General features: G+C 61.4%; 20 protein-coding genes. 15 read left to right on the plus strand and 5 right to left on the minus strand.

The annotated features are described in order from the left end of the window. The first annotated feature begins 8 nt into the window (after positions 1-8). The 15 genes from ACI94_RS07895 (at position 9) to malQ (ending at position 16,256) form a co-directional block, all read left to right on the plus strand. Positions 9-686: a DUF4013 domain-containing protein gene (locus ACI94_RS07895; RefSeq protein ID WP_066958834.1), complete on the plus strand. Its 678-nt coding sequence runs from the start codon at positions 9-11 to the stop codon at positions 684-686. Positions 687-774: 88 nt separating this feature from the next. Continuing rightward, entirely contained in the window at positions 775-2,286 is a 1,512-nt protein-coding gene (locus ACI94_RS07900; RefSeq protein WP_286681285.1) for a 2-isopropylmalate synthase, read from the plus strand. Further along, entirely contained in the window at positions 2,258-3,934 is a 1,677-nt protein-coding gene (gene ilvB / locus ACI94_RS07905) for a biosynthetic-type acetolactate synthase large subunit (RefSeq protein WP_066958836.1), read from the plus strand. The genes ACI94_RS07900 and ilvB overlap by 29 nt, the downstream gene beginning before the upstream one ends. Further along, complete coding sequence (gene ilvN / locus ACI94_RS07910) at positions 3,931-4,434, plus strand: acetolactate synthase small subunit (RefSeq protein WP_066958837.1); 504 nt, start codon at positions 3,931-3,933, stop codon at positions 4,432-4,434. The genes ilvB and ilvN overlap by 4 nt, the downstream gene beginning before the upstream one ends. 206 nt (positions 4,435-4,640) lie before the next feature. Next, a complete protein-coding gene (locus ACI94_RS07915; RefSeq protein WP_286681286.1) occupies positions 4,641-6,224 on the plus strand; it encodes a sodium:solute symporter in 1,584 nt (527 codons plus the stop codon). 482 nt (positions 6,225-6,706) lie between these two features. Then, on the plus strand, positions 6,707-8,020 hold the full coding sequence (locus ACI94_RS07920; protein WP_224732846.1) for an NAD(P)/FAD-dependent oxidoreductase: 1,314 nt from the start codon (positions 6,707-6,709) through the stop codon (positions 8,018-8,020). Further along, positions 8,017-8,994, plus strand: a complete 978-nt coding sequence (locus ACI94_RS07925; protein WP_066958840.1) for a glycosyltransferase family 4 protein — start codon at positions 8,017-8,019, stop codon at positions 8,992-8,994. Before ACI94_RS07920 ends, ACI94_RS07925 begins: the two co-directional genes overlap by 4 nt. Then, positions 8,991-9,689, plus strand: coding sequence for a glycosyltransferase family 2 protein (locus ACI94_RS07930; RefSeq protein WP_066958841.1), 699 nt, complete (start codon positions 8,991-8,993; stop codon positions 9,687-9,689). The genes ACI94_RS07925 and ACI94_RS07930 overlap by 4 nt, the downstream gene beginning before the upstream one ends. Before the next feature lie 2 nt (positions 9,690-9,691). After that, complete coding sequence (locus ACI94_RS07935; protein WP_066958842.1) at positions 9,692-10,117, plus strand: PaaI family thioesterase; 426 nt, start codon at positions 9,692-9,694, stop codon at positions 10,115-10,117. A gap of 56 nt (positions 10,118-10,173) precedes the next feature. After that, on the plus strand, positions 10,174-11,127 hold the full coding sequence (locus ACI94_RS07940; protein ID WP_273259125.1) for a methyltransferase domain-containing protein: 954 nt from the start codon (positions 10,174-10,176) through the stop codon (positions 11,125-11,127). A gap of 46 nt (positions 11,128-11,173) precedes the next feature. After that, positions 11,174-11,542: a hypothetical protein gene (locus ACI94_RS07945; protein WP_066958844.1), complete on the plus strand. Its 369-nt coding sequence runs from the start codon at positions 11,174-11,176 to the stop codon at positions 11,540-11,542. A gap of 655 nt (positions 11,543-12,197) precedes the next feature. Continuing rightward, on the plus strand, positions 12,198-12,965 hold the full coding sequence (locus tag ACI94_RS07950) for a TIGR04255 family protein (protein WP_273259126.1): 768 nt from the start codon (positions 12,198-12,200) through the stop codon (positions 12,963-12,965). A 13-nt stretch (positions 12,966-12,978) separates the two neighbouring features. Next, positions 12,979-13,785: a class I SAM-dependent methyltransferase gene (locus ACI94_RS07955; RefSeq protein ID WP_066958845.1), complete on the plus strand. Its 807-nt coding sequence runs from the start codon at positions 12,979-12,981 to the stop codon at positions 13,783-13,785. A gap of 3 nt (positions 13,786-13,788) precedes the next feature. Continuing rightward, complete coding sequence (locus ACI94_RS07960) at positions 13,789-14,592, plus strand: proline dehydrogenase family protein (RefSeq protein WP_066958846.1); 804 nt, start codon at positions 13,789-13,791, stop codon at positions 14,590-14,592. Positions 14,593-14,756: 164 nt separating this feature from the next. Beyond that, positions 14,757-16,256, plus strand: a complete 1,500-nt coding sequence (malQ, locus tag ACI94_RS07965) for a 4-alpha-glucanotransferase (protein WP_083524877.1) — start codon at positions 14,757-14,759, stop codon at positions 16,254-16,256. A gap of 448 nt (positions 16,257-16,704) precedes the next feature. Here the strand turns inward: malQ and ACI94_RS07970 are convergent, their stop codons facing one another. The 5 genes from ACI94_RS07970 to gpmA all read right to left on the minus strand — a co-directional run bounded on the left by ACI94_RS07970 (position 16,705) and on the right by gpmA (position 22,500). Next, the gene (locus ACI94_RS07970) at positions 16,705-16,902 is read right to left on the minus strand and encodes a hypothetical protein (protein WP_066958847.1); all 198 of its coding nucleotides are present in this window, start codon (positions 16,900-16,902) and stop codon (positions 16,705-16,707) included. 248 nt (positions 16,903-17,150) lie between these two features. Next, positions 17,151-19,589, minus strand: a complete 2,439-nt coding sequence (gene ppsA, locus ACI94_RS07975) for a phosphoenolpyruvate synthase (protein WP_286681287.1) — start codon at positions 19,587-19,589, stop codon at positions 17,151-17,153. Next, complete coding sequence (locus ACI94_RS07980; protein WP_066958849.1) at positions 19,586-20,644, minus strand: hydroxyacid dehydrogenase; 1,059 nt, start codon at positions 20,642-20,644, stop codon at positions 19,586-19,588. The genes ppsA and ACI94_RS07980 overlap by 4 nt, the downstream gene beginning before the upstream one ends. Positions 20,645-20,656: 12 nt before the next feature. Beyond that, positions 20,657-21,667: a type I glyceraldehyde-3-phosphate dehydrogenase gene (gap, locus tag ACI94_RS07985; RefSeq protein ID WP_394326385.1), complete on the minus strand. Its 1,011-nt coding sequence runs from the start codon at positions 21,665-21,667 to the stop codon at positions 20,657-20,659. 83 nt (positions 21,668-21,750) lie between these two features. Beyond that, positions 21,751-22,500, minus strand: coding sequence for a 2,3-diphosphoglycerate-dependent phosphoglycerate mutase (gene gpmA, locus ACI94_RS07990; RefSeq protein WP_066958861.1), 750 nt, complete (start codon positions 22,498-22,500; stop codon positions 21,751-21,753). Between the last annotated feature and the right edge of the window lie 227 nt (positions 22,501-22,727).

Here is a 22,727-nt window from a genome sequence, read left to right on the forward strand (position 1 = left end):
TGACACACATGGATTGCATGCGCCTACTCAGCGCCTCCTTCGACTACACGAAGGAAGCCCTCTGGGGCAGGTGGATCCGCTGGTTCCTCCTGCTCATCGCCTCGATCATATTCCCGCTCATCTACGGCTACAGCGTACGGGTCATGAGCGGCGCAAAGCCTGAACCCGAGTTCGAAGGCTGGATCAGGCTCTTTATCGACGGCATCAAACTGCTCGTCATATCGATCGTCTACTCGATCCCGCTCATAATCCTCATGCTCCTTCCACTGGTGCTCTACCTCACCCCGGTCTCGACGACAACGACCCCGGCGGGGGCGAGCTCCGGCGGGCTCATCGACCCGGGGCTTGGCATCTTCGTGGCTCTCGCCTTCTTCGTCATCTGTATCCTCGCCGTCATCGTCCTCGGCATTCTTGCGACGTTTGCGGTGGTCCGGTTCGCCCGCACGGGGAGGATGCGCGAGGCCTTCAGGTTCAGGGCCATCCTTGCACACATAAAAAGGATCGGGTGGCTCAATGTCTTTGTCGCTCTCCTCGTTCTGACGGTCGTCATCACGGTTGCGCAGGTCATCCTATCCCTGATCCCGATCATCGGCTGGCTCCTCTTCTTCCTCCTGACACCGGCGTTTATCATCTTCGCCTCCCGCTACCTCGCTCTCCTCTATGAGAGCGCCCCGGCGCCGGTGTAATATCTCTCATTTCTTTTTCTTGTCCTCCAAATGCCCAACATTTAAGTAACGGTGTCGCCAAATGTTATGGCGGTGGAACCCACTATGAGTGATTGTTTTATTTGGTGAATCGATCCGCTTTTTTGACACTACCTTACGGGACGGCGAACAGACACCCGGTGTCTCTCTCACGCCGGACGCAAAGCTTGAGATTGCGACGCACCTTGCCGAGGTTGGCGTACACGTCATCGAGGTCGGCTCTGCGGCCGCCTCTCTCGGGGAGCGCGAATCCATCCGCGCCATCGCCGACGCCGGGCTTTCGGCCGAGTGCTGCACCTACGTCCGGGCTCTTCCCGGGGACATCGATCTCGCCGCCGATGCCGGTGCCAACTCTGTGCACCTCGTTGTACCGGTGAGCGACCTCCATATCAGCAAGAAGCTTCGAAAGACCCGCGACGAGGTCTCCGAGATGGCCTGGAGCGCCGTCGAGTACGCGAAGGAGCGCGGGCTCATCGTCGAACTCTCCGGGGAGGACGCGTCCCGCGCCGACCAGGCGTTTCTTGCGGAGGTCTTCCGCGAAGGAGTGGAACGGGGTGCCGACCGGCTCTGCTTCTGCGACACCGTCGGGCTCCTCACCCCCGAGCGGGCGGCCGCGATGATACCGCCGCTCTGCTTTGCCCCGCTCTCGATCCACTGCCACGACGACCTGGGGTTTGCGCTCGCAAACACCGTCGCCGCCCTCAGGGCGGGGGCGACCGCTGCCCACGTCACCGTCAACGGCCTCGGCGAGCGGGCGGGGAACACCTCTCTCGAGGAACTGGTGATGGCGCTCGAGGTTCTCTACGGGGTCGATACCGGGATTAAGACCGAAGAACTCTACCACCTCTCGACCCATGTCTCCCGGCTGACCGGGGTGCCGCTCCCGACCAACAAGCCGATCGTCGGAGAGATGGCCTTCACCCACGAGAGCGGGATCCATGCCCACGGGGTGATGCGGGACGCAAGCACCTACGAACCCATCCGGCCGGAGCAGGTGGGCCGAAAGCGCCGCATCGTCCTCGGGAAGCACTCGGGGTCGGCGGCGGTCGAGGCCGCGCTCCATGACATGGGGTATACCCCGAATGCGGCGCAGCTTGCCGAGATCGTTGCCCGGATCAAGCAGATCGGGGATGCCGGAGTGCGGATAACCGACGCAGACATCATGGCGATCGCCGATACGGTGATGGAGATCGAGTTTAAGCCCTGTATCGAACTGCGCCAGTTCACCATCGTCTCGGGGAGCAACGCGATGCCGACCGCCTCGGTGACGATGCTGGTTCACGGCGACGAGATCACCGGAGCCGCAGTCGGGACCGGGCCGGTGGATGCGGCGATCCGCGCGCTCCAGCGATCGGTTGCAGCGGTCGGAAACATAAGACTCGACGAATACCGCGTGGATGCCATAACCGGCGGCACAGATGCCGTCGTTGACGTAACGGTCAAACTCAGCAGGAACGGGAAGACCGTGACCTCGCGGGGTGCCCGGACCGACATCATCATGGCCAGCGTCGAAGCAGTTATCGCCGGAATGAACAGACTACTCAGGGAAGAGCATGAAAACCGGAGCCAGGACTCTGATTGACGCGCTGCAGCGTGAAGGGGTGGACACCATATTCGGCTACCCCGGTGGCGTAGTGTTGCCGATCTACGATGAACTCTACGATTCGTCGATCCGGCATATTCTGGTAAGGCATGAGCAGGCAGCGGCGCACGCGGCCGACGGGTACGCGCGTGCAAGCGGCCGCGTAGGCGTATGCCTTGCCACCTCCGGCCCCGGCGCGTGCAACCTGGTTACAGGGATCGCGACGGCGTATATGGACTCCATTCCTATCGTGGCGCTCACCGGTCAGGTGCCCACCGGCCTCCTCGGGAACGATGCGTTCCAGGAGTCGGACATCACCGGGATCACGATGCCGGTGACGAAGCACAACTATCTGGTCAAAGATGCCAACGATCTCGATCGCATCGTTCAGGAAGCCTTCTACATCTCCCGGACCGGACGGCCCGGTCCGGTGCTGATCGATCTCCCCAAAGACGTCAGCACGAGCGAGGTGAGGAACAGCAAACCCGTCCCGGAGACAGTCTCCCTCCGCGGTTACCAGCCCACCTATCAGGGGCATATCCGCCAGATCGACAAGGCGATAGACCTTATTGCAAGAGCGGAGCGCCCGCTCGTCTATGCCGGCGGGGGCGTGATCCTCTCGGGGGCATCTGCCGAACTCCTGCAGTTCATCGAGACGGCAGGGATCCCCATCACGACGACCCTGATGGGGCTCGGCGCCGTCCCCGGCGATCACCCGCTCAACCTCGGGATGCTCGGGATGCACGGCACCCAGCCCGCGAACTACGCGGTGACGGAGTGCGACCTCCTGATAGCCATCGGCGTCCGGTTCGATGACCGGGTGACGGGCAAGATTGAGTCCTTCGCGCCGAACGCGGCGGTCATCCATATCGATATCGACCCGGCCGAGATCGGGAAGAACAAGGTCGTCGATGTCCCGATCGTGGGTGACGTCAAAGCTGTCCTCCAGGCGATCCTCCAGCGGATGCAGAAGCGCGGTGATACGGCGGGCTGGGTCAGTCGGGTCAGCGCCTGGAAGACGCAGTACCCCCTCCGCTACCGCGATGACGGCCACCTTCGCCCGCAGTACGTCATCCAGGAACTCAGCGACATCTTGAACGGCGAGGGTATCATCACAAGCGAGGTCGGCCAGAACCAGATGTGGACCGCGCTCTACTACTGCTTCAAGAAACCCCGGACCTGGATCACCTCGGGGGGCCTTGGGACCATGGGCTACGGCTTCCCGGCAGCCATCGGCGCTCACTTCGCCCGGCCGGATACGCCGGTCGTCGATGTTGCAGGCGACGGGAGTTTCCAGATGAATATCCAGGAACTCGGGACGGTGGCGCAGTATAACATCCCCGTCAAGGTCGTGATCCTGAACAACATGTACCTCGGGATGGTGCGTCAGTGGCAGGAGCTCTTCTACGACCGCCGTTACTCCTACACGGAGCTCCCGCCGGTGGACTTCGTGAAGATCGCAAACGCCTACGGCGTCGAGGGGATCCGGGTCGAGGAGAAGGCCGACGTCCGGGAGGCACTCGAGACAGCGCTTGCCACCGACGGGCCGTTCGTCCTTGACTTCAGGATCGAGCGGGAGGAGAACGTCTTCCCCATGGTTCCTGCGGGTGCCGCCATCAACGAGATGATCGGGGTGAGGCAGGGATGAAATCGCATACGCTGAGCGTCCTTGTCGAGAACCGGGCGGGTGTCTTGAGCAGGGTCGCCGGAATGTTCTCGCGTAGGGGGTTCAATATCGAGAGTCTCGCCGTCGGGACCTGCGAGGAGCCCAACATGAGCCGGATCACGATTGTCGTGAACGGTGATGACCGCGTCATCGAGCAGGTGATGAAGCAGACCAACAAACTCATCGACGTCATCAAGGTCTCGGACCTGACGGAGCGCGAGAGCGTGGAGCGGGAACTTGCGCTCATCAAGGTTGCTGCTGAATCAGGCACATCCCGTGCCGAGATCCTCCAGATCGCCGATATCTTCCGGGCCCAGGTCGTGGATGTCGGGTCAAAGACCCTGATCCTCCAGGTGACCGGGGATACGGAGAAGATCGACGCATTGGAGAAACTCCTGCGCCAGTACGGCATCAAAGAACTCGTCCGCACTGGTAAGATCGCACTCCTCCGGGGTGCAAAGACCGTTAAGAGTTCCAAATGACTCCTTTTTTGATGTGATCGAACTGACCATCCATCGGGGTAGTCTCCCGGTTCCCCGGCGATCGTGTTATATGTTAGCACGCCACACAGTGTCATAGCATGTTCTTCGGGTTACCTACTCATACGGCCCTCATCGTGGGCGGTGCGACTCTCTTTGCCGTCGTATTGCTCACCCTCTGGGGCCTCCGGTTCAGGGAGGCCGCTTGAATGGCGGATATAGCAACGCTCGTCCTGATCGCGCTCTACTTTATTGTGCTCATCGGCATCGGGAACTGGGCCTCGAAGAAGATCCACAACACCGAGGACTACATCCTCGCAGGCAGATCGCTCGGGTTCTGGGTCTTCACGATCCTGATCGTCTGCTCGATCTGCAGCGGGATGACCCTGCTCGGTGTGAGCGGCTTTGGGTACACATCAGGCTGGCCGGGGATATGGGAACAGATCTTTGTCCCGCTCGCAGCCTCGTTCTGCATCATCTTCTTTGGGGTGAAGCTCAACGCCATTGGAAAAGAGCGGGGTTACCTGACTGTCCAGGACTATCTCGCCGAACGGTTCGAGAGCCCGCGGGCGCTCCGGGGTCTCTCGGCCATCTCCGGGATCGTCGTCTCGCTGATCTACCTCGTCGGGCAGTACGCCGCGATCAGCATCGTGCTGGTCTGGCTCTTCGGTATCCCGCACTGGCAGGCGCTCCTCATCGCCGGGGTCATCATCACCGCTTACACGGTCGTCGGCGGGCTCTATGCGGTCTCCTGGACGACCCTCTTCCAGGGCGGGATCCTGATCCTCGGCGTCCTCCTGATGGCGCCGCCGGTCATCATGAGTGCCGGCGGGCTTGAGCATATCAACACAGTTCTTACCGGGATCGACCCGAACTTCGTCGAGCCCTGGTACCCGACTGCCTACGCTTCATACGCCTACACGACGCCGGAGTTCCTCTTCTCGTTTGCGATCCTCCTGATGGTCGGCCTTGCCTGCGCACCGCACGTCATCAACAACGTCCTCGCTGCAAAAGAGGCACGTTACTTCAAGTGGGCGCCCCTTGTGGCGTTCGCCATCTACGCGGTCATCATGTTCCTCGTGAAGTTCACCGGATTTGCCGTCCGCTCGCTCGTTGAGGAGGAGACGCTCGTCCTCCCGGACTCCGTGAACGCCCAGGACTTCGCCTTCATCGCCGGCGTCGAGTACGCGATACCGAACGTGGCGCTCTGGGCGTTCTTCGCGGTGATCGTCCTTGCGGCGGTGATGTCGACGACCGACCGGCTGATGCTCACCGTCGGCACCTCGTTCGCGTGGGACGTCTACAAGAACATTCTCCGCCCCTCGGCGTCCGACAGAGAGGTGCTCCTCGTCTCGAAGGTCGCGATCGTCCTCGGGGCCGGCGGTACACTCATCCTTGCTATCAATCCTCCTGAGATGCTCGCCTGGCTGATCTGGATGGGCATCGGGGTGATGCTCGCGACGTTCGCGGTCCCGCTGCTCGCCGGGCTCTACTGGCGCGGCGCGACCGGAGAGGGAGCGATCGCGAGCATGGCGGTCGGGCTCGTCTCTTCCGGCATCTTCGGCTACTGGCACCAGTTCGTGGCGAAGCTCCCCGTGCACTTCAGCCTCTACGCGCTCATCTGCTCGCTTCTCGCCATGGTCGTCGTCAGCCTCATGACCGCCCGGAACTCCGAGGACGTACTCGACGGCACCCGGACCGGCTGGTTCATCCAGTCGCCAGCCCTCCCGTCACAGGCCGCAAGCCCCGGAGAGACCTGGTTTGCCGACCGGGACGCAGCCCGCCGGCAGTGACGGGGGAACGCATCCCCGCTTTCTTTTTTAGCCAAGTTCAAGCGCTATTCACAACCTCGACGATGCGGCGGCTCGCCGCGGCGGATGCAGAACATGGTGCAATTGCTGGCCGGATCCAGCGGGGTGCCGCACCGAGGTGAGGAGGCGCTACAGGCGCCTGGAGATCACGGTTGCGGATATACAGGCACAGGCGGGGAGCGAACCCCGTGCATAATCCCTATTCGTTCTGCTGCCGTCAGCTCCATTCTATTTGGCCAGCGGCATGATCTCGACCGGTGGGATATGCCCCCCTCGCCATCACCACCATGTTCTGGCAAAGATCAGACCCTCGCACATGCTCCGGCCACTGCAGAACCGGTGGTACACCCGAACACTCACCCCGCGTTCCCGGCCTAATTTCACTGAATTTTCAGCCCAATATGCAGCAATCGCGGAGAACAGATGGTCAACCATATATGGCATCGGCAGTAAACCCTATAAGCGTGAAAACGGCGGTACTGGGTGGCGGTCTCACCGGGATTACGCTGGCCCGCCTGCTCCATGAACAGGGCGAGGATGTGGTTGTTCTCGAACAGAATGTAACAATCGGGGGGCTCTGCCGCTCGAGGAGTGAGTCGGGTTTCACGTTTGACATTGGGGGCTCGCACATCATCTTCTCCCGTGACACGGAAGTCCTCTCATTCATGCTCTCGGTCCTCGGCGAGAACGCCGATCGACGAAAGCGGAATACAAAGATTCTCTATAAAGACCGCTACGTAAAGTATCCCTTCGAGAACGGTCTCTACCAACTGCCCGACGAAGACCGTTTCTTCTGCATCAACGAGTTCGTCAAAAACCTCATCGCCGTCGAGAAGGGCGAGGTTCCGCCGCCCACGAACTTTGCCGAGTGGATCACCTATACCTTCGGCCGGGGGATTGCCGAGTGCTACATGCTCCCCTACAATCAGAAAATCTGGAACTATCCGGCCGATCGGATGTCGCACCACTGGGTTGAGGGGCGCATACCCCGCCCTCCGGTCGAGGATATCATCAAATCAGCCATCGGGATCGAGACCGAGGGCTATGTTCATCAGGCGGTCTTCTCCTACCCGATCGAAGGCGGGATCGAGGCGCTGGTCCGGGCCATTGCAGAACCGATCCTCCCGGCCGTCCGGACAGGGTTTCGCGTCGCCTCAATCCGTGAAGAAGACGGGGGATTTGCTATCAGCGATGGCAACGAGGTCATCCACGCCGACCGCCTGATATCGACCATCCCGCTCCAGAACCTGCTCCCCAGTCTAGCGGACGTCCCGGCCGAGGTACAGGCGGCCTGCGACGCCCTCCGCTATAACTCGCTATGCTCGGTCTTCATCGGGCTTGCAGGGGAGGTCCCGGATATCTCGTGGCTTTACATCCCCGATCCGGCGACGGGCCTCTTCAACCGGATCTCGTTCCCCTCAAACTATAGTACTAAAGTCGCTCCCCCGGGCCACTCCTCGATCCTCGCCGAGATCACCTACAACGACGGGGACGCGGTCTCGAGGATGTCCGATGCCGAGATCATCGAGCATACCGTCACCTCCCTTGTAGCCGCAGGGATAATCCCCTCGAAGGATGCGGTCGTCTACACCGGTCTTGAGCGACAGAAGTTCGCCTACGTCGTCTATGATATCGATTACCTCCGAAACATCGCGATTGTCCGGGAGTTCTGCCGGGAGCGGGGCATCAACCTCGTCGGCCGGTTCTCGCAGTTCGAATACCTTAACATGGATGGCTGCATCAGGAGCGCGATTGACTTCGTGGGGGCAAACCGATGAAGGTCAATATATTCGTCGAAGATTTCCGGTTTCTTCGGTATATCGGGTGCGCAACGGCTGCAAGGACGCTGTACAACCACCTTGCCCGTCTCCCCGATATGGAGGTCTCCCGAAACCAGTATCTCGGCGATTTTGACCTGACTCACTACCATACCTTCGGGCCCTGGGCGATGTATCACCTGAAGTTCACCAATGGCGTAAAGGTTCTGACCGCTCACTCAACCCCTCGCCTGAATGACGGGAATGTCGCCTTCGCAAAGAGGATCAACACTGTATATCCGAAAATCTACCGGCAATTCGACCATATCATCACGATCTCGGAGCCCTGCCACCGGGAGGTCGAGCAGCTCGTCCCCGAGATCCCAAAGACCCTCATTCCAAACGGCATCGACCGGGAGTACTTCAAACGGGACAACAAAAAGCGCAGACTCTTTCGCAATGAGTATGGGATCGATCCCGACCAGAAAGTGGTCCTCTCCGTCGGCCAGCAGACCCCGCGGAAGGGCATCTATGACTTCCTCAAACTTGCCAACCAGCACCCTGATATGACCTGGGTCTGGGTGGGCGGGTTCCCCTACGGGACGCTCTCAAAGGACTATGCGAAGATCCAGATGCTCAAGACCCACTGCCATGAGAATGTCATCTTCACCGGGGTCATCGATGACATCTCCCGGGCATACAGCGGGGCGGACGTCTTCTTCATGCCGTCCCATGCCGAGACGTTCGGTCTTGTGATCGTCGAGGCTCTCTCGGCCGGTCTCCCGGTCATCGCCAGAGATATCTTTGAGTTCCGGGAGATATTTGGGGATTCTGTCCTCTTTTTCTCCGATGTTGGCGAGGCGCAGGACCTCCTTACTGACGATGCAACCCTCCGACGCTGTGCAGCGAAAGCCCGTGCCTCAACCGAGGGCTACGACATCACGCTTATAGCAAAACGGCATCAAGAGTTATACAAGGAGTTGATCGAGGGATGATCTCCGTCGTCGTTCCAACCTATAACGAAGAGCAGAACATCGAGCGCTGCCTGCGGTCCCTTGCCGACCAGACGGTGCCGAGGGAGACGTACGAGATCATCGTCGTCGACGGAAACTCGAAAGACAGGACCCGGGAACTGGCCAAGCCTCTTGCGGATAAGGTTTTTATCCAGACGAGCAAGCGGGTCGGCGGGGCGCGAAACGATGGGGCAATGGCCGCAAAAGGCGATATTATCGCCACGACGGATGCCGATTGCATCCTTCCCCGAGACTGGATAGAGCGGATCGAGAGAAACTTTGCGGAGCGCCAGATCGTGCAGCTTTACGGTACGGTCTATCCGATCGAGGATACCTTCCGCAACCGGCTCTCACTCATGGGCGCAAACGCCTTCTCGCGCTTCGGCTACTACACCCGGACGATATACTTCACGCTCGGGTGCAACACGGCCTTCGACCGGGATGCGTTCTTCCAGGCCGGGATGTACCGGTGCATCGATGCCGGGGACGACCTTGAGATCGCGCAGAGGATGCGCAAACTCGGGAAGGTCTACCTCGATCCCCGCCTGAAGGTCGGGTTCTCGATGCGGCGCTACCAGCAGTTCGGGACTATCAAGTCGCTCTGGGAGTGGTTGTATATCGTTCTTCGCGGCGGCGAGGCAAGCGGTGCGACCTACTCACGGCGGGAGTATAAGTAAGCGTGGAGACCAAACGACCTATCCCTGAGATCTTCGCTGAGGTGGTGCACCGGTCCGATAACTGCGAGTTTGCCCGCCGCCTCGGGATGGTGGTCACCGAGATCGCCGATGGGTGCGTCCGGGTGACGATGCCGACTGCAGGGATGAAGAACGGTCACGGCACAGTCCACGGGGGCGCAATCTTTGCCATCGCTGACCATGCCTTCGGCATCGCCGGAAACCTGGATGAGGTGGAAGAGACGGGGCTCTCGGCTCATATCCGCTACTTCTCTCCGCCAGCAGGGGGGACGCTTGAGGCGGTCGCCCGCAGGGTCGCGGAGACTGAGAGGACATCAGTGTATGCCGTGGATGTCTACTCAGACGGCCGCCCTGTTGCCTCGTTTGAGGGGATCGGGTTCAAGGTCGGCGCTCAAATGAAGCGGGCGTGATCGGCCTACGTATCTTCCCGCCCGTTTTATCGCCCTATAGGGCCAATATCCTTTGGATGAAACTGCTCTTCGAACTCTCCGGTGAGCACCCCGATCTTCCGGTTGCGGAACTGGAGTGCGTGGGCACCGTGCTTGACCGGCGGATCCAGGTCGCGGTTGCCGAATGTCCGGACCCGGGAGCCGCCCGACGACTTGCCCTGACGCATGTGGTGATGGAGTACCTTGGGGAGTGCGAGCCCACCCATGATGCATTTGTCTCTCTCCTCCGCGATCTTGCCATCCAGACCGAGAAACCATTTGCCGGCCGGGTGAAGATGATCCAGGGGAGCCGGATGGATGTCGCCCGGCTCGAGGTGGAACGGCTGATCGGGAGCCTGATCGTCGGCCCGGTGTCGCTTCGTGAGCCGGTCGAGGAGTACCGCGCCGTCGTATCGGAGGACCGTTGTTACTTCGGCCGCGTCATAATGCGGATCGATCGGGGGGCGTTTGATGTTCGGAATCCCATGCGCCGGCCATTCTTTCATCCCGGCGTCATGATGCCCCGGATGGCCAGGGCACTCGTCAATATCTCCCTTGCTGCCCCTGGGGATTGGGTCTACGACCCCTTCTGCGGCACCGGCGGGATCCTCCTTGAGGCCCGGGAGATCGGCGCCCGGATACTCGGGAGCGACTTCGACCCTGCAATGGTTGCCGGCTACCGGCAGAACCTCCCGAACTCGGATGTGCTGATCGCCGACGCCACCGCGGTCCCGGTCTGCGACCATGCCATCGACGCGGTCGTGACCGATCTCCCCTACGGTCAGTCCGTCCGGATCCGGGCCGAGAGCATGGACAGACTCTACGACGGCTCGCTCGCGGAGATCCGGCGGATCCTCAAGCCCGGGAGGCGCGCGATCGTCGTCACGCATCGCGATATCACGGATATCGCCGCCCGCCACTTCACCGTCCTGCAGGAGCACGAGCAGCGGGTCCACAAGAGCCTGACCCGCCGGATCCTGGTGCTTGCGTGACGGTGCCGACCCTGATTTTTATGAGGTGGGCCGGCAAACTTCATACGTGGAAATAAATTTTAAACGCTATGGCCTTTACCTCATCCGGTGGCAACTCTCGACCCCGATCCTTGCCGGGGTGCTCGCGCTGCTCGGGGGCCTTGGGGCGCTTGCCGCCACCATCATTGCAAACCTCATCGGCGGCCTCATCTTCTTCTGGGTCGACCGGTTCATCTTCACCTCCGAGTCGCTCGCCGCACAGTGGGAGGTCAAGGAGGAGGTCCGGTGCGTGGACTGCGGGAAGGTTGCCCGGGGCTACCGCCTGGTGAAGGCGGAGAACTACGACAAAACAAGAGATCCCGCCCCCGAGTTCCGGTGCGAGGAGTGCTCGAAGAGGAAGTCGGAGGAACTCCGGAGAAAGGGGATTAAATTCTGATGTGGGGGCATAAGAGGGCCAGCAAATCTTGTTAGGTCGTTCTGCAGCACAACGCTACGTCTTTCTTTTAGATGTGTCTGCAGGTGATGGGTCTGTGTACGGATTTCGAGGGGGCATCGCAATTGGGGGGAGGGGCTGACGGGGAGTGCGATGATCCGAAGGACCGGAGCTCGAGCACCGTTAGGTGCGAGGTGCGAGCGAAGCGAGCTTGAGAAACTCGAAGAGTTTCGAGGAACGAAGGGCGGAACGCCCTGAGTTCGAGCACCGTTAGGTGCGAAGGGGGTTCGCCCCCCCTCCCCTGTCCCCACCCCCACATGGCGATAGCCCCCACGGTCCAGTGTACTGGGTTAAGTTTGGTATTCCCGATTCTTCTGTCACAACCTTATACCCCACGTCAGGACCACACAGCCCGACCATGCCGTCCGGTCCTGTCCAGCGCCCGCGGGCGAACCGCAAGTGGGAATACTGCAGTTCGGAGATGAACCCGGTTTCGTGATCATTCCCGCGGATACGGCTCGTCTCCAGAGCAGTCCATCCACCTCACCGCGATTGCAGCCGCGGAGGACGAACACCGTGCAGGTCTCCGGTTGTTCGCCGGGAACAGTCACTTTAATGAGATCTCCATCTACCCTACATCCCCTTGAGGGTGAAGAAGATGGCAGAAATACGAAAGTACGTCAACCCGCCCGCCGCCGAAGTGATATGCGAGTTCCGGTTTCCCGAGGATCTCCCCTGGGATATGACCTATCCCGGCATGCTCTATGCCCACTTAAAAGACGCATACCCAAAACGGGACCAGCGCTACGTGCGCGAGGTGGTCATGCTCCTTGGTCCAGAGGGGCTCCGCGAGGAGATTGTCGTCAGCGAACGGTCGATCTTTCTTACCGAGGACGAGGGCTGTGCCGTCCAGGTCGGCCCCCGCCTCCTCTCGGTGAGTTGCCAGAGGCCGTACGTCCATTGGGAGGCATTCTCGGAGAAGATCCTCGAGGGCTTCGACCGGTTCCGGGAGGTCATCAGTATCGATGCTATCGGGACGATGAACCTGCGCTACGTCAACCTCATAGAGATCCCCGAACGCGAGGTGACACTCTCGGACTACTTCGCCTTCTACCCGACCCTTCCACCGGAGCTGCCACGGGTCCCGGCGGGGTTCATCACCGGGTGCGAGTTCGCGTTCCACGACAACCGCGACAACTGCCGGGTGGAACTTACCGACGCTGTGCCCGAGTCGACGGAGAACAATGCCTTCCTCCTGAATATCGACTACTACCTGACAGAGGGAGAGAGCATCCCACTGGACGGGGTCGCGGACTGGCTGGAGATTGCCCACACGCACGTGCGGGATATCTTTGAGGCCTGCATTAAGGACCCCCTGCGCGACCTCTTCGTCCTCCGGGAGGAGGCAGCAGCGCCAGCACGGTGAGGGTGAATCTCATATGGGCGATATTGTCCGCCGGAAATGGATGAAGATGATGGATGCCCATGCCGGCGAGGTAGAGGAGGTCTACGGGGGGCCGGTCGGGCTCATCTGGGAGATGCTCGCGGGCGAGGATGCCGACGGAGATCTCGACGTACTTGCAGAACGGGCGGGACTGGCCCCGGGGACCCGGGTGCTCGCCCTCCTCCCGGGCCCGGGGGGCCCTGCCAGGCATATTGCGCGTGAGCACGGTGCGACCGTGATCGGGCTTGTCGCGCTGCCGCAGATGGTCGATCTGGCGGTCAAAAAGAATGAAGAGGCCGGTCTTGCCGCCCTGGTCGACTTCCAGCAGGGGAACGCTCTTGAAATGTCGTTTAAGGACGGAATCTTCGACGCAGTCTGGGGCGAGGATGCGTGGTGCTACGTGAGGGATAAAGACCGAATGATCCGCGAGGTCTATCGGGTCTTAAAGCCAGGGGGCACGCTTGCGTTCGCCGACTGGGTGCAGACCGGGCCGATGAACGACGAAGAGTGGCACACCCAGAATACCTTCCGGGCCTTCCCCTACTTTGAGACCCTCGAGAGTTACGCGGGACTCCTTGAGCGGAATGGATTCTCCATCATAGACCTGGGCGATCTCCCCGGCGACTCCACACAAAAGATCTGCAAGATCCGGGAGAGGCTCGAGAATGACCTGAGGGATAGCATCGTCGGGCTCTTCGGGGAGGAGGCATACAAGGATGCCCTGAAAGGGCTTGACCTCTGGGCGATGGCGGCCGACCGGGGGCTCGTCGGCCGCGCGTGGCTGCTCGCGGGGAAGCCGTAGGGTATGACCGCAGGCAGGACTGATCGGTGGACGCTGCCCGACCTTGATGCGGCGATTCAGCGTTGCCGGATGCAGAACGACCGGGGTATCCGGTGCATCCTCGCACCCCTCGGCGAGTATGCGAGAAGCGAGCGGCAGGTCAGGGAGAACCTGGAGCGCTCTTTTGCCGCGATAGCCGCGATCGACGAGCAGGAATTGGACGCATCCCTCACCGTGAAGATGACCGCGCTCGGAGCCCTCATCGACCGGAACGCTGCCCGCGATCTCCTACTTCGGCTCTCCCGCGGGGCGTATGAACGCGGCATCGGGTTTGAGGCGGATATGGAGGGGCGGGGATTTGTGGAAATGACGGTCGAGGCCGCTATCGCTTCCGCTCGGGAGGGGGTGCCGGTGACGCTCGCTCTCCAGGCCTCCCTCGACCGTACTCCGGGCGACCTGGAGCGCATCGTCCGTCACGGCATCCGGCCCCGCCTGGTGAAAGGCGTCTATCCCGGGGATACCGACGACCCAAGCGAGGTTCGGGAGCGCTTTCGTGCGCTTGCAGCGGGACTCCTCGAGCGGGGCGTGCCGTTCTCGGCCGGAACCCATGACCCGGATCTGGTAGCGTGGCTGCTCGAGGATACGACCGGAGTGGTTGAGTTCGCGTTTCTCATGGGGCTTTCAGACGAGACGAAACTTCGGTTCGCAGAAGTTGGCAGGGCAGTTGCAGAATACGTGCCTTTCGGAGAGCAGGCGGATGTCTATATCGCCCGGCGCGAGGCCTACCTCACGAGGCTGGCGGCAGAAGGGCGGATGTCGGTGCCCTGACTCTTCATCACCACCCCTTCCGTCTCGGCCAGGATGCCCGGGCTTGAGTACCTCCTCAGGCATACTCGATCGCCTCCTGGCACGGGGTCGAGTACGGGTTCTGCCCGGTCCAAGGGTATAAAAGGATCGAATCCAATCTTGCGCACCAACTCAGGGGGTGGTGGATGATCCAGGTGCGGGGGAGCGGTATACTCCTGCATATCACGTCCCTGCCGTCAGAGTACGGCATCGGGGACTTCGGTCCGGCGGCATACCGGTTCGTGGAGGCGCTGGAGCAGGCCCGGCAGCACTACTGGCAGATCCTGCCGCTCAACCCGACACAGGCCGGATATGCTCATTCTCCCTACTCCAGCCCATCTGCGTTTGCCCTAAATACCCTCCTCATCAGCCCCGAGATGCTCGTCCGGGACGGACTCCTCAGGAAGAGTGAACTGGAGCCAGCTCCAGAGTTTTCGGAGCGGCGGACGGCATACAAGGCGGCCGCGTGGTACCGGGAACGGCTCTTCTCGATGGCGTACAGGCGGTTCCGCGGTTCGGGGCCGGATCGTGAGTTCGAGACATTCTGCGACGCAAGCAGGTGGTGGCTCGACGACCATGCGCTCTTTGTCGCGCTTAAAGACCACTTCCACGGAGAGGCCTGGGACCGGTGGCCGGAGGAGATCCGGAGCCGGCAGCCGGAGGCTCTCAAGGAGATGCGCGAACTGCTTGAGGAACGGATACGCAAGGAGAAGTTCCTTCAGTACGTCGCCGCCCGGCAGTGGTCGGCCCTCCGTCGGCACTGCGCGAGGCACGGCATCCAGGTCATCGGCGATATCCCGATCTATGTCGCATACGACAGCGTCGACGTCTGGGCGAATCCGGGAATATTCAAACTGGACGAGAACCTCCGCCCGAACGTGGTGGCAGGGGTGCCTCCCGATATCTTCAGCAAGACCGGGCAGCTCTGGGGGAACCCGGTCTATGACTGGCCTGTGCTCAAAAAGCTGGGCTACGACTGGTGGGTGCGTCGGATCGCCCGGTCAGGAGAGCTCTACGACCTCTTCCGGATTGATCACTTCCGGGCGTTCGCCGACTATTACGAGGTCCCGGCGGGGGATGCGACGGCCGAGCACGGCACCTGGGTCGACGGGCCGGGAGCCGACTTTTTTGAGACGCTTGCCCGGCGGTTCCCCTGCTTTGCCATCGTCGCCGAGGACCTCGGGGCGAACACTCCGGCCGTCCAGGCTCTTCTCGACCGGTTCGATCTGCCCGGGATGAAGATCCTCCTCTTCGCGTTCGGCGGGGGGATCGAAAAAAGCCCACATATCCCTCACAACTATGTCCCAAACCTCATCTGCTACACCGGGACGCACGACAACAACACAGCCCGGGGGTGGTTTGAAGAGGAGGCATCGGAGGAGGATAAGGCGCGGTTCTTCGCCTACATCGGGCGAAAGGTGGGGGCGGACGAGGTCCACCGGGAGCTCATCCGCCTTGCGATGACATCGGTTGCACGGGTCTGCATCATCCCCATGCAGGACCTCCTCGGGCTCGGATCGGAAGCGAGGATGAATTATCCATCGACCACCGAAGGGAACTGGGTGTGGCGGATGACGCCGGAGGAGTTCGCCGGTGCGCCCTTCGAGTGGCTGCGAGGGTTGACGGAACTCACCGGGCGGGGGTGATCTGCAGTGGTGCGGATTTGCCCAGGGGTTATTTCGAAATGTCGGGTTAGATGTTGAGTAGCAACTTGAATGCAACGATGCTATCGGCTAAAAGAAAGAAGACATTCAATGGGAAAAGTCTCCCCATAGCAACCCGGATACGGATTCCCACTGGGCATCGCATTACAGGGGGGAGGGGACAGGGGAGTGCGAGCGAAGCGAGCTTGAGAAACTCGAAGAGTTTCGAGGGGGGAGCATCCCCCCTCACACCTAGCGGTGCTCACGCTCACTTTCGTTCGCGCCTCGCACCTAGCGGTGCTCGAGCTCCGGTCCTTCGGACCGTCGCACTCCCCGTCAGCCCCACCCCCCAGCGCGATATCCTCACGGTCCAGTGTATTGGGCACTTCAGGGAAGAGTCAGGTTCTGTTTATATCGCTCTAGTATGATGTCCGACAGTTTGAGGACCAAATCAATACCTCGACGTCAGCATCTCAAGCTCTTCCCTGATGGTCCGGCGGATCATCTCCTCGATGGCCGTGTAGTCGCGCTTCGCCTTCTCCTGCTTCTTCAAGAGCTCTTCCATCTTCATGATCCCGGCTGAGAGGTTCTTCCCGTACTTCAGGGCGACCTCCAGCGCCTCCTCGTCGATCCGGACGACCTTGGACATAGAAAGAAGATTTTCCGGGACGAAATTTAATTGTTACAGATCTGTAACGGACTTGGCCGGGGTTGTAACAGATTTGTAACATTTTTGAGGGAGTTGTAACAATTGTGTTACAGGGCGCGACAGTCGCGACTCCCGGATGGAAGATGTGCTTTATCACCGCTCTGATTCCATTTTAGCCCATTTTTGGGAGTAAGGACGAACCCCGATCACACTTCACGGTTTGGGATCGCACCTCCTGATCCCGTCCCTCACCGGGGCACCGGAACGGCCTCCTTCTCCTTTGCTAACCGCTCCTCGACCTCAGCCACGCGAAGAGTGATCTTTAAGAGTGCGTCGGGCTCGACCGATATCGAGTCGATCCCCTGCTCCACCAGGAAGTCGGCGAACTCCGGGTAGGTGCTCGGCGCCTCGCCGCAGAGCCCGCTGTGCCGCCCATTCCGCCGGCATCCTTCTACGGCCATCGCGACCATCCGCTTGACGGCCGGGTCGCGTTCGTCGAAGGCCTCCCCCACGACCGCCGAGTCACGGTCGATCCCGAGGACGAGCTGGGTCAAGTCGTTTGAGCCTATCGAGAACCCGTCGAAGTACTTGCTGAACGCGTCGATCTCAACGATGTTGCTTGGGATCTCGCACATCTGATAGATCTGCAGACCGTTCTCGCCTCGCCGAAGACCGTTCTTCTCGAGTTCCTCAATGACCCGCTTTGCCTCCTCCACCCTGCGGCAGAAGGGGATCATGATGATCAGGTTCGTAAGCCCCATCTCATCTCTGACACGCTTGAGCGCCCGGCACTCGAGGCCGAACCCCTCCCGGTAGCGCTCATCGTAGTAGCGGGAGGCCCCGCGGAACCCGAGCATCGGGTTTGCCTCCTCCGGCTCAAAGTAGGCCCCACCAAGCAGGCTTGCGTACTCGTTGGTCTTGAAGTCGCTTGTCCGGACGACGACCGGGTTTGGGTAGAACGCGGCGGCAATGGTCCCGACGCCTTCGGCCAGTCTCTCGACGAAGTACTCCTCCCCGTCCGGGTATCCATAGACGAAGTCGGCGATCGCCTCCCGGACGGCCGTATCCTCGATCCGCTCGGGGTGGAGAAGCGCCATCGGGTGGATTTTGATGTAACTGCTGATGATGAACTCCATCCGGGCAAGCCCGATACCGTCGTTCGGGACCATTGCAAGCCCGAAGGCCATATCGGGATTCCCGAGGTTCATCATCACCTCGGTCTTGGGCCGCCGCAGGTCGGAGAGCCGGATCTCTTCGACATGGTACGGGAGGCTGCCCTCGTAGATGAACCCCTCCTCCCCCTCGGCGCAGCTCACCGTCACCTCCCGGCCCGTCGGGATCTTCTCGGTCGCGTCGCCCGTGCCGACGATTGCAGGGATGCCGAGTTCCCGGCTGACGATCGCGGCATGGGATGTCCGGCCGCCCCGGTTCGTCACGATGGCGGCGGCCGTCTTCATGACGGGCTCCCAGTCGGGGGTCGTGGTATCGGAGACCAGAACCTCCCCCGGCTTAAATTCCGGGAGGCGGCTGACGTCGGTGATGATCCGGGCCTTCCCGGCGGCAATCTTATCGCCGATGCTCTTACCTGCGGCAAGCACCGGCCCGCGTTCATCAAGGACGTAGGTTTCGAGGACGTCCCGCACCTTCTGCGAATGCACCGTCTCGGGCCGGGCCTGGACGACGAAGAGTTCATTGGTCTCGCCGTCCTTCGCCCACTCGATGTCCATCGGGACCGGCTTACCAGCCTTCATCGAGTAGTGGTCCTCGATCGTGAGGGCGTATCCTGCGAGCGCAAGGATCTCGTCGTCGGTGATGCAGAACTTCCTTCGGTCCGATTCCGGGACATCGATCCTCCGGGTGACTTCTTTTTCACCTCCGTGAGCGTAGACGAGTTTCACCCGTTTCTCACCGAGGTTCTTCCTGATGACGGCCCGGTAGCCCTTCTTGAAGGTCGGTTTGAAGACGTAGAACTCATCGGGGTTGACGGCGCCCTGGACGACCATCTCGCCAAGGCCGTAGGACCCGGTGATGAGGACGACGTCCCGAAAACCGGTATCGGTATCGAGCGTGAAGATGACCCCGCTTGAGGCGAGATCGGAGCGGACCATCTTCATGACCCCCACCGAGAGGGCGACCTTGAAGTGGTCAAAGCCGTTGTCCACCCGGTAGGCGATCGCCCGGTCGGTGAAGAGGGAGGCGAGGCACCGCGTGTAGGCCTCTCGCAGGGCCTGGTAGCCGCGGATGTTTAAGTACGTCTCCTGCTGGCCCGCAAACGACGCCGTGGGGAGATCCTCGGCGGTTGCGGAGCTCCTGACGGCGACGTCGGCATCGGGCCCGTATTCGTCGCAGAGCATATCATACGCAGCCCGGATCTCGTCCCAGAGGTCATCCGGGACCCCGGCGGAGAGGATCAGGTCGCGGGCACGCCTCCCTCTCCTGGCGAGATCGGTGACGTTGTTCCGATCAAGACCCCTAAGCGTCTCTTTGAGGTCATCGAGGATTCCGGCGGACGAGAGGACGTGCCAGTAGCCCTCTGCGGTCACGGCGAAACCGTCGGGGATCTTTACGCCCTTCGGCGTCAGTTCGCGGTACATCTCGCCGATTGATGCGTTCTTCCCCCCGACGAGGGCGGTGTCCTCTGACCCGATATCGGCGAACCAGCGGATATAGGCCGCATCCTGTCTCATGCTCCCCTGCCCCCGGTCGGTGCCGCTGCCGGCATCCGATAGGTCCCGGCGACGACGTTCTGCGGGTTCCCGGCAAAGAAGGCCTTTATGTTCTCGATGCTGGTCGCGAGGATCCGCTCGACCGCCTCGCGCGTGTTGAAGGCGTTGTGCGGTGTGAGAATCGCCCGATCCGAGTGCAGGAGGGAGAAACTCTCAAGCGCGTCCCGCAGTTCGTCCGCCGGCGCCTCATCAGCCCCGGCAAACTCCTCCTCGATCCAGACCCGCTCCCCCTCGAAGGTATCGAGCGCGACCCCCGCAAGCCGACCCTCGCGAAGGGCATCCGCGACCGCCCTCGTATCCACCACGCCGCCGCGGGCGGTGTTGACGAGGAGAGCAGTGGGTTTGACCAGTCGCAGCCGTTCGGCATTGATCAGGTGGTGGGTGGCCTCCGTGTAGGGGACATGCAGGCTGATGACGTCTGCTTCGGAAAGCAGGTCGTTGAGATCCATGTAGCGGACGCCGTACTCCTCCGTAAGGGCCGGGTTCGGTCTTGTGTCGTAGGCGATCACCTTCATCCCCGCTGCATGGGCGATCCGGGCGAGGTGCGAGCCGATGCGCCCGGTCCCGATCAGACCGAGGGTTTTGCCGGAGAGATCCATTCCCTGCAGCCCGGCACGGGAGAAGTCGCCCCGGTCCACCCGCTCAAACGTCGGCCTGAACCGCCGGACTAGAGCCAGGATGAGCCCGAACGCGAACTCCGCCACGGTGGCATCGCCGTAGCGCGGCACGTTGCAGACGGCGATATTTCTCTCCCGGCAGGCATCTACGTCGATATGATCAAACCCCGTGGACATGGTGGCGATCATCTTGAGGTTCGGCAATCGGTCGAGGACCTCTCGGGTAATTCGCGAGAGGACGAAGATACCGATGCCGTCAGCGTCGCGGGCAAGCGATACGTTCTCGATTGTGAGCTGTTCGGTGTGCAGGGCAATCTCATAGCCGCTCGGGCCGGCGAACGCTCTCCAGATCACGTCCTGTTCGTGCTCATCGAGGCCGAAGAAGACCAGCTTTGGCATGGTTCAACCTCCTCATTCACGAGATGCCATGTAGGAGGCGATATCGACCATCCTTTTAGCATACGCAAACTCGTTGTCGTACCAGACCAGGATCTTGACCATCCGCCCGCCGACGACGCTCGTGGACTGCCCGTCAACGACCCCGGAGTGCGGGTCGCCGACGATATCGGCGGATACGAGGGGATCATCGGTGTACATGAGAAGCCCCTTCATCGGTCCTTCCGCCGCCTGCTTCATCGCGGCGTTCACTTCATCCGCCGTTGCGTCCCGCGAGAGCTCCGCAACGATATCGAGGACCGATCCATCGGGGATGGGGGCCCGGATGGCTATCGCATCCATCTTCCCGGTGAGTTCGGGGAGGACCCGCGTGGTGGCGACGGCGGCCCCGGTCGATGTCGGGATCAGCGAGACGGCAGCAGCACGCCCCCGGCGCGGTTTCTTTGCGGCCCGATCCACCAGCGCCTGGGTGGCGGTGTAGGCGTGGATTGCCGTGGCCATCAGGCGTTCGACGCCGAACGTCTCGTTCAAGACCTTCGCCGCCGGGGCAAGCGCATTGGTCGTGCAGGATGCGTTCGAGATGACGACGTGCTTTGCGGGATCGTAGGACCCCTCGTTGACGCCGAGGACGACCGTCAGGTCCGCATCATCCGACGGCGCACTGATGACGACCCGTGATGCCCCGGCATCCAGATGTTTTGCGGAGGCCGCCCGCTCGGTGAACCGCCCGGTGCACTCGAGCACCATATCCACGCCGAGGTCTTTCCATGGGAGGCGTGCAGGATCTCTCTCGTGCAGCACCCGGACCCCTTTCGAGCCGGCCCGGATGGTATCTCCGCTGACCTCGACCGGGTAGGGTGCCCGCCCGTGGACCGAGTCGTACTTCATCAGGTAAGCAAGCTGGTCTGTCGGGTTTGGATCGTTCACCGCAACGATCTCGATATTCTCTGGCGGGTCGATCACGTAGTTGTGGAGAACTTTCCGCCCGATCCGCCCAAACCCATTGATGGCAACCTTCTTCATCAGACTTCCCCCTGTGAGGCTGGACCACCCCCTCTATGGGTTGAGTATATGATTCTTCCCCCAACCCATGGGTCCCGGGGAGGGGGCTATCTTGGCCCGGCCTGCCGGGCCACGCCGCGGGCGGCCGCCGCGACCTCTTGTGGGTCGCCCAGGTAGTAGTGCCCGACCGCCGTTAAGTCCCCATCATCCAGTTCGTAGATTAAAGGATAGCCGGTGGGAATGTTTACGTCCGCGATCTCGTCGTCCGGAATGTTATCCAGGTGCTTGACCAGGGCGCGGAGGCTGTTGCCGTGGGCAGAGATCAGGACGGGCTTGCCTGCCGCAAGATCCCTCTTGATGTGGTTCTCCCAGCAGGGGAGGACCCGCTTGAGCGTGTCATGCAGGGATTCTGTCGCCGGGAGGCTTGCAGGGTCCAGGTCCGCGTAGCGGGGGTCGAACCGCGGGTGCCTCGGGTCGTCCCATGCGAGCGGCGGCGGCCGCACGTCATAGGCCCGGCGCCAGAGGTGCACCTGTTCTGCGCCATACCGCTCCGCGGTCTCCTGTTTGTTCAGACCCTGCAGGGCGCCATAACTCTTCTCATTCAGCCGCCACGACCGGTGCACCGGGACGTACATGAGGTCCAGGTCGTCCATGACTATCCAGAGCGTCCGGATGGCCCGCTTCAGGACGGATGTGTAGGCGACGCGGAACGTATGTCCACCCTCCTTAAGGAGCGCCGCCGCCCGGTGGGCCTCTTTGATGCCCTGCGCCGAGAGGCCCACATCGGTCCAGCCCGTGAACCGGTTCTCCCTATTCCAGAGGCTCTCGCCGTGCCGTAAGAGGATTAACTCGACCATTCCAGTCATCTCCCGCCCGAGGGTGGTTTTTGCCTCCCCATAAACCCTATGCATCACCCAAAAAGACGATCCACGGGAGCATCTCCCGCACCCGGGCAATAGGAAAGTACGGTGGGGCAACAGAGTGATCCGATCTCAATGTCGAATATAATCACCTGGTTTTGGAAATCGGTCGCATATAGGTTCGATTTTTTTCGTAACTTACAATTCATTTATCTTTTCTTCCC

This window comes from Methanoculleus sp. DTU007 (assembly GCF_001512385.1).
Taxonomy (GTDB): Archaea; Halobacteriota; Methanomicrobia; order Methanomicrobiales; family Methanoculleaceae; genus Methanoculleus; species Methanoculleus thermophilus.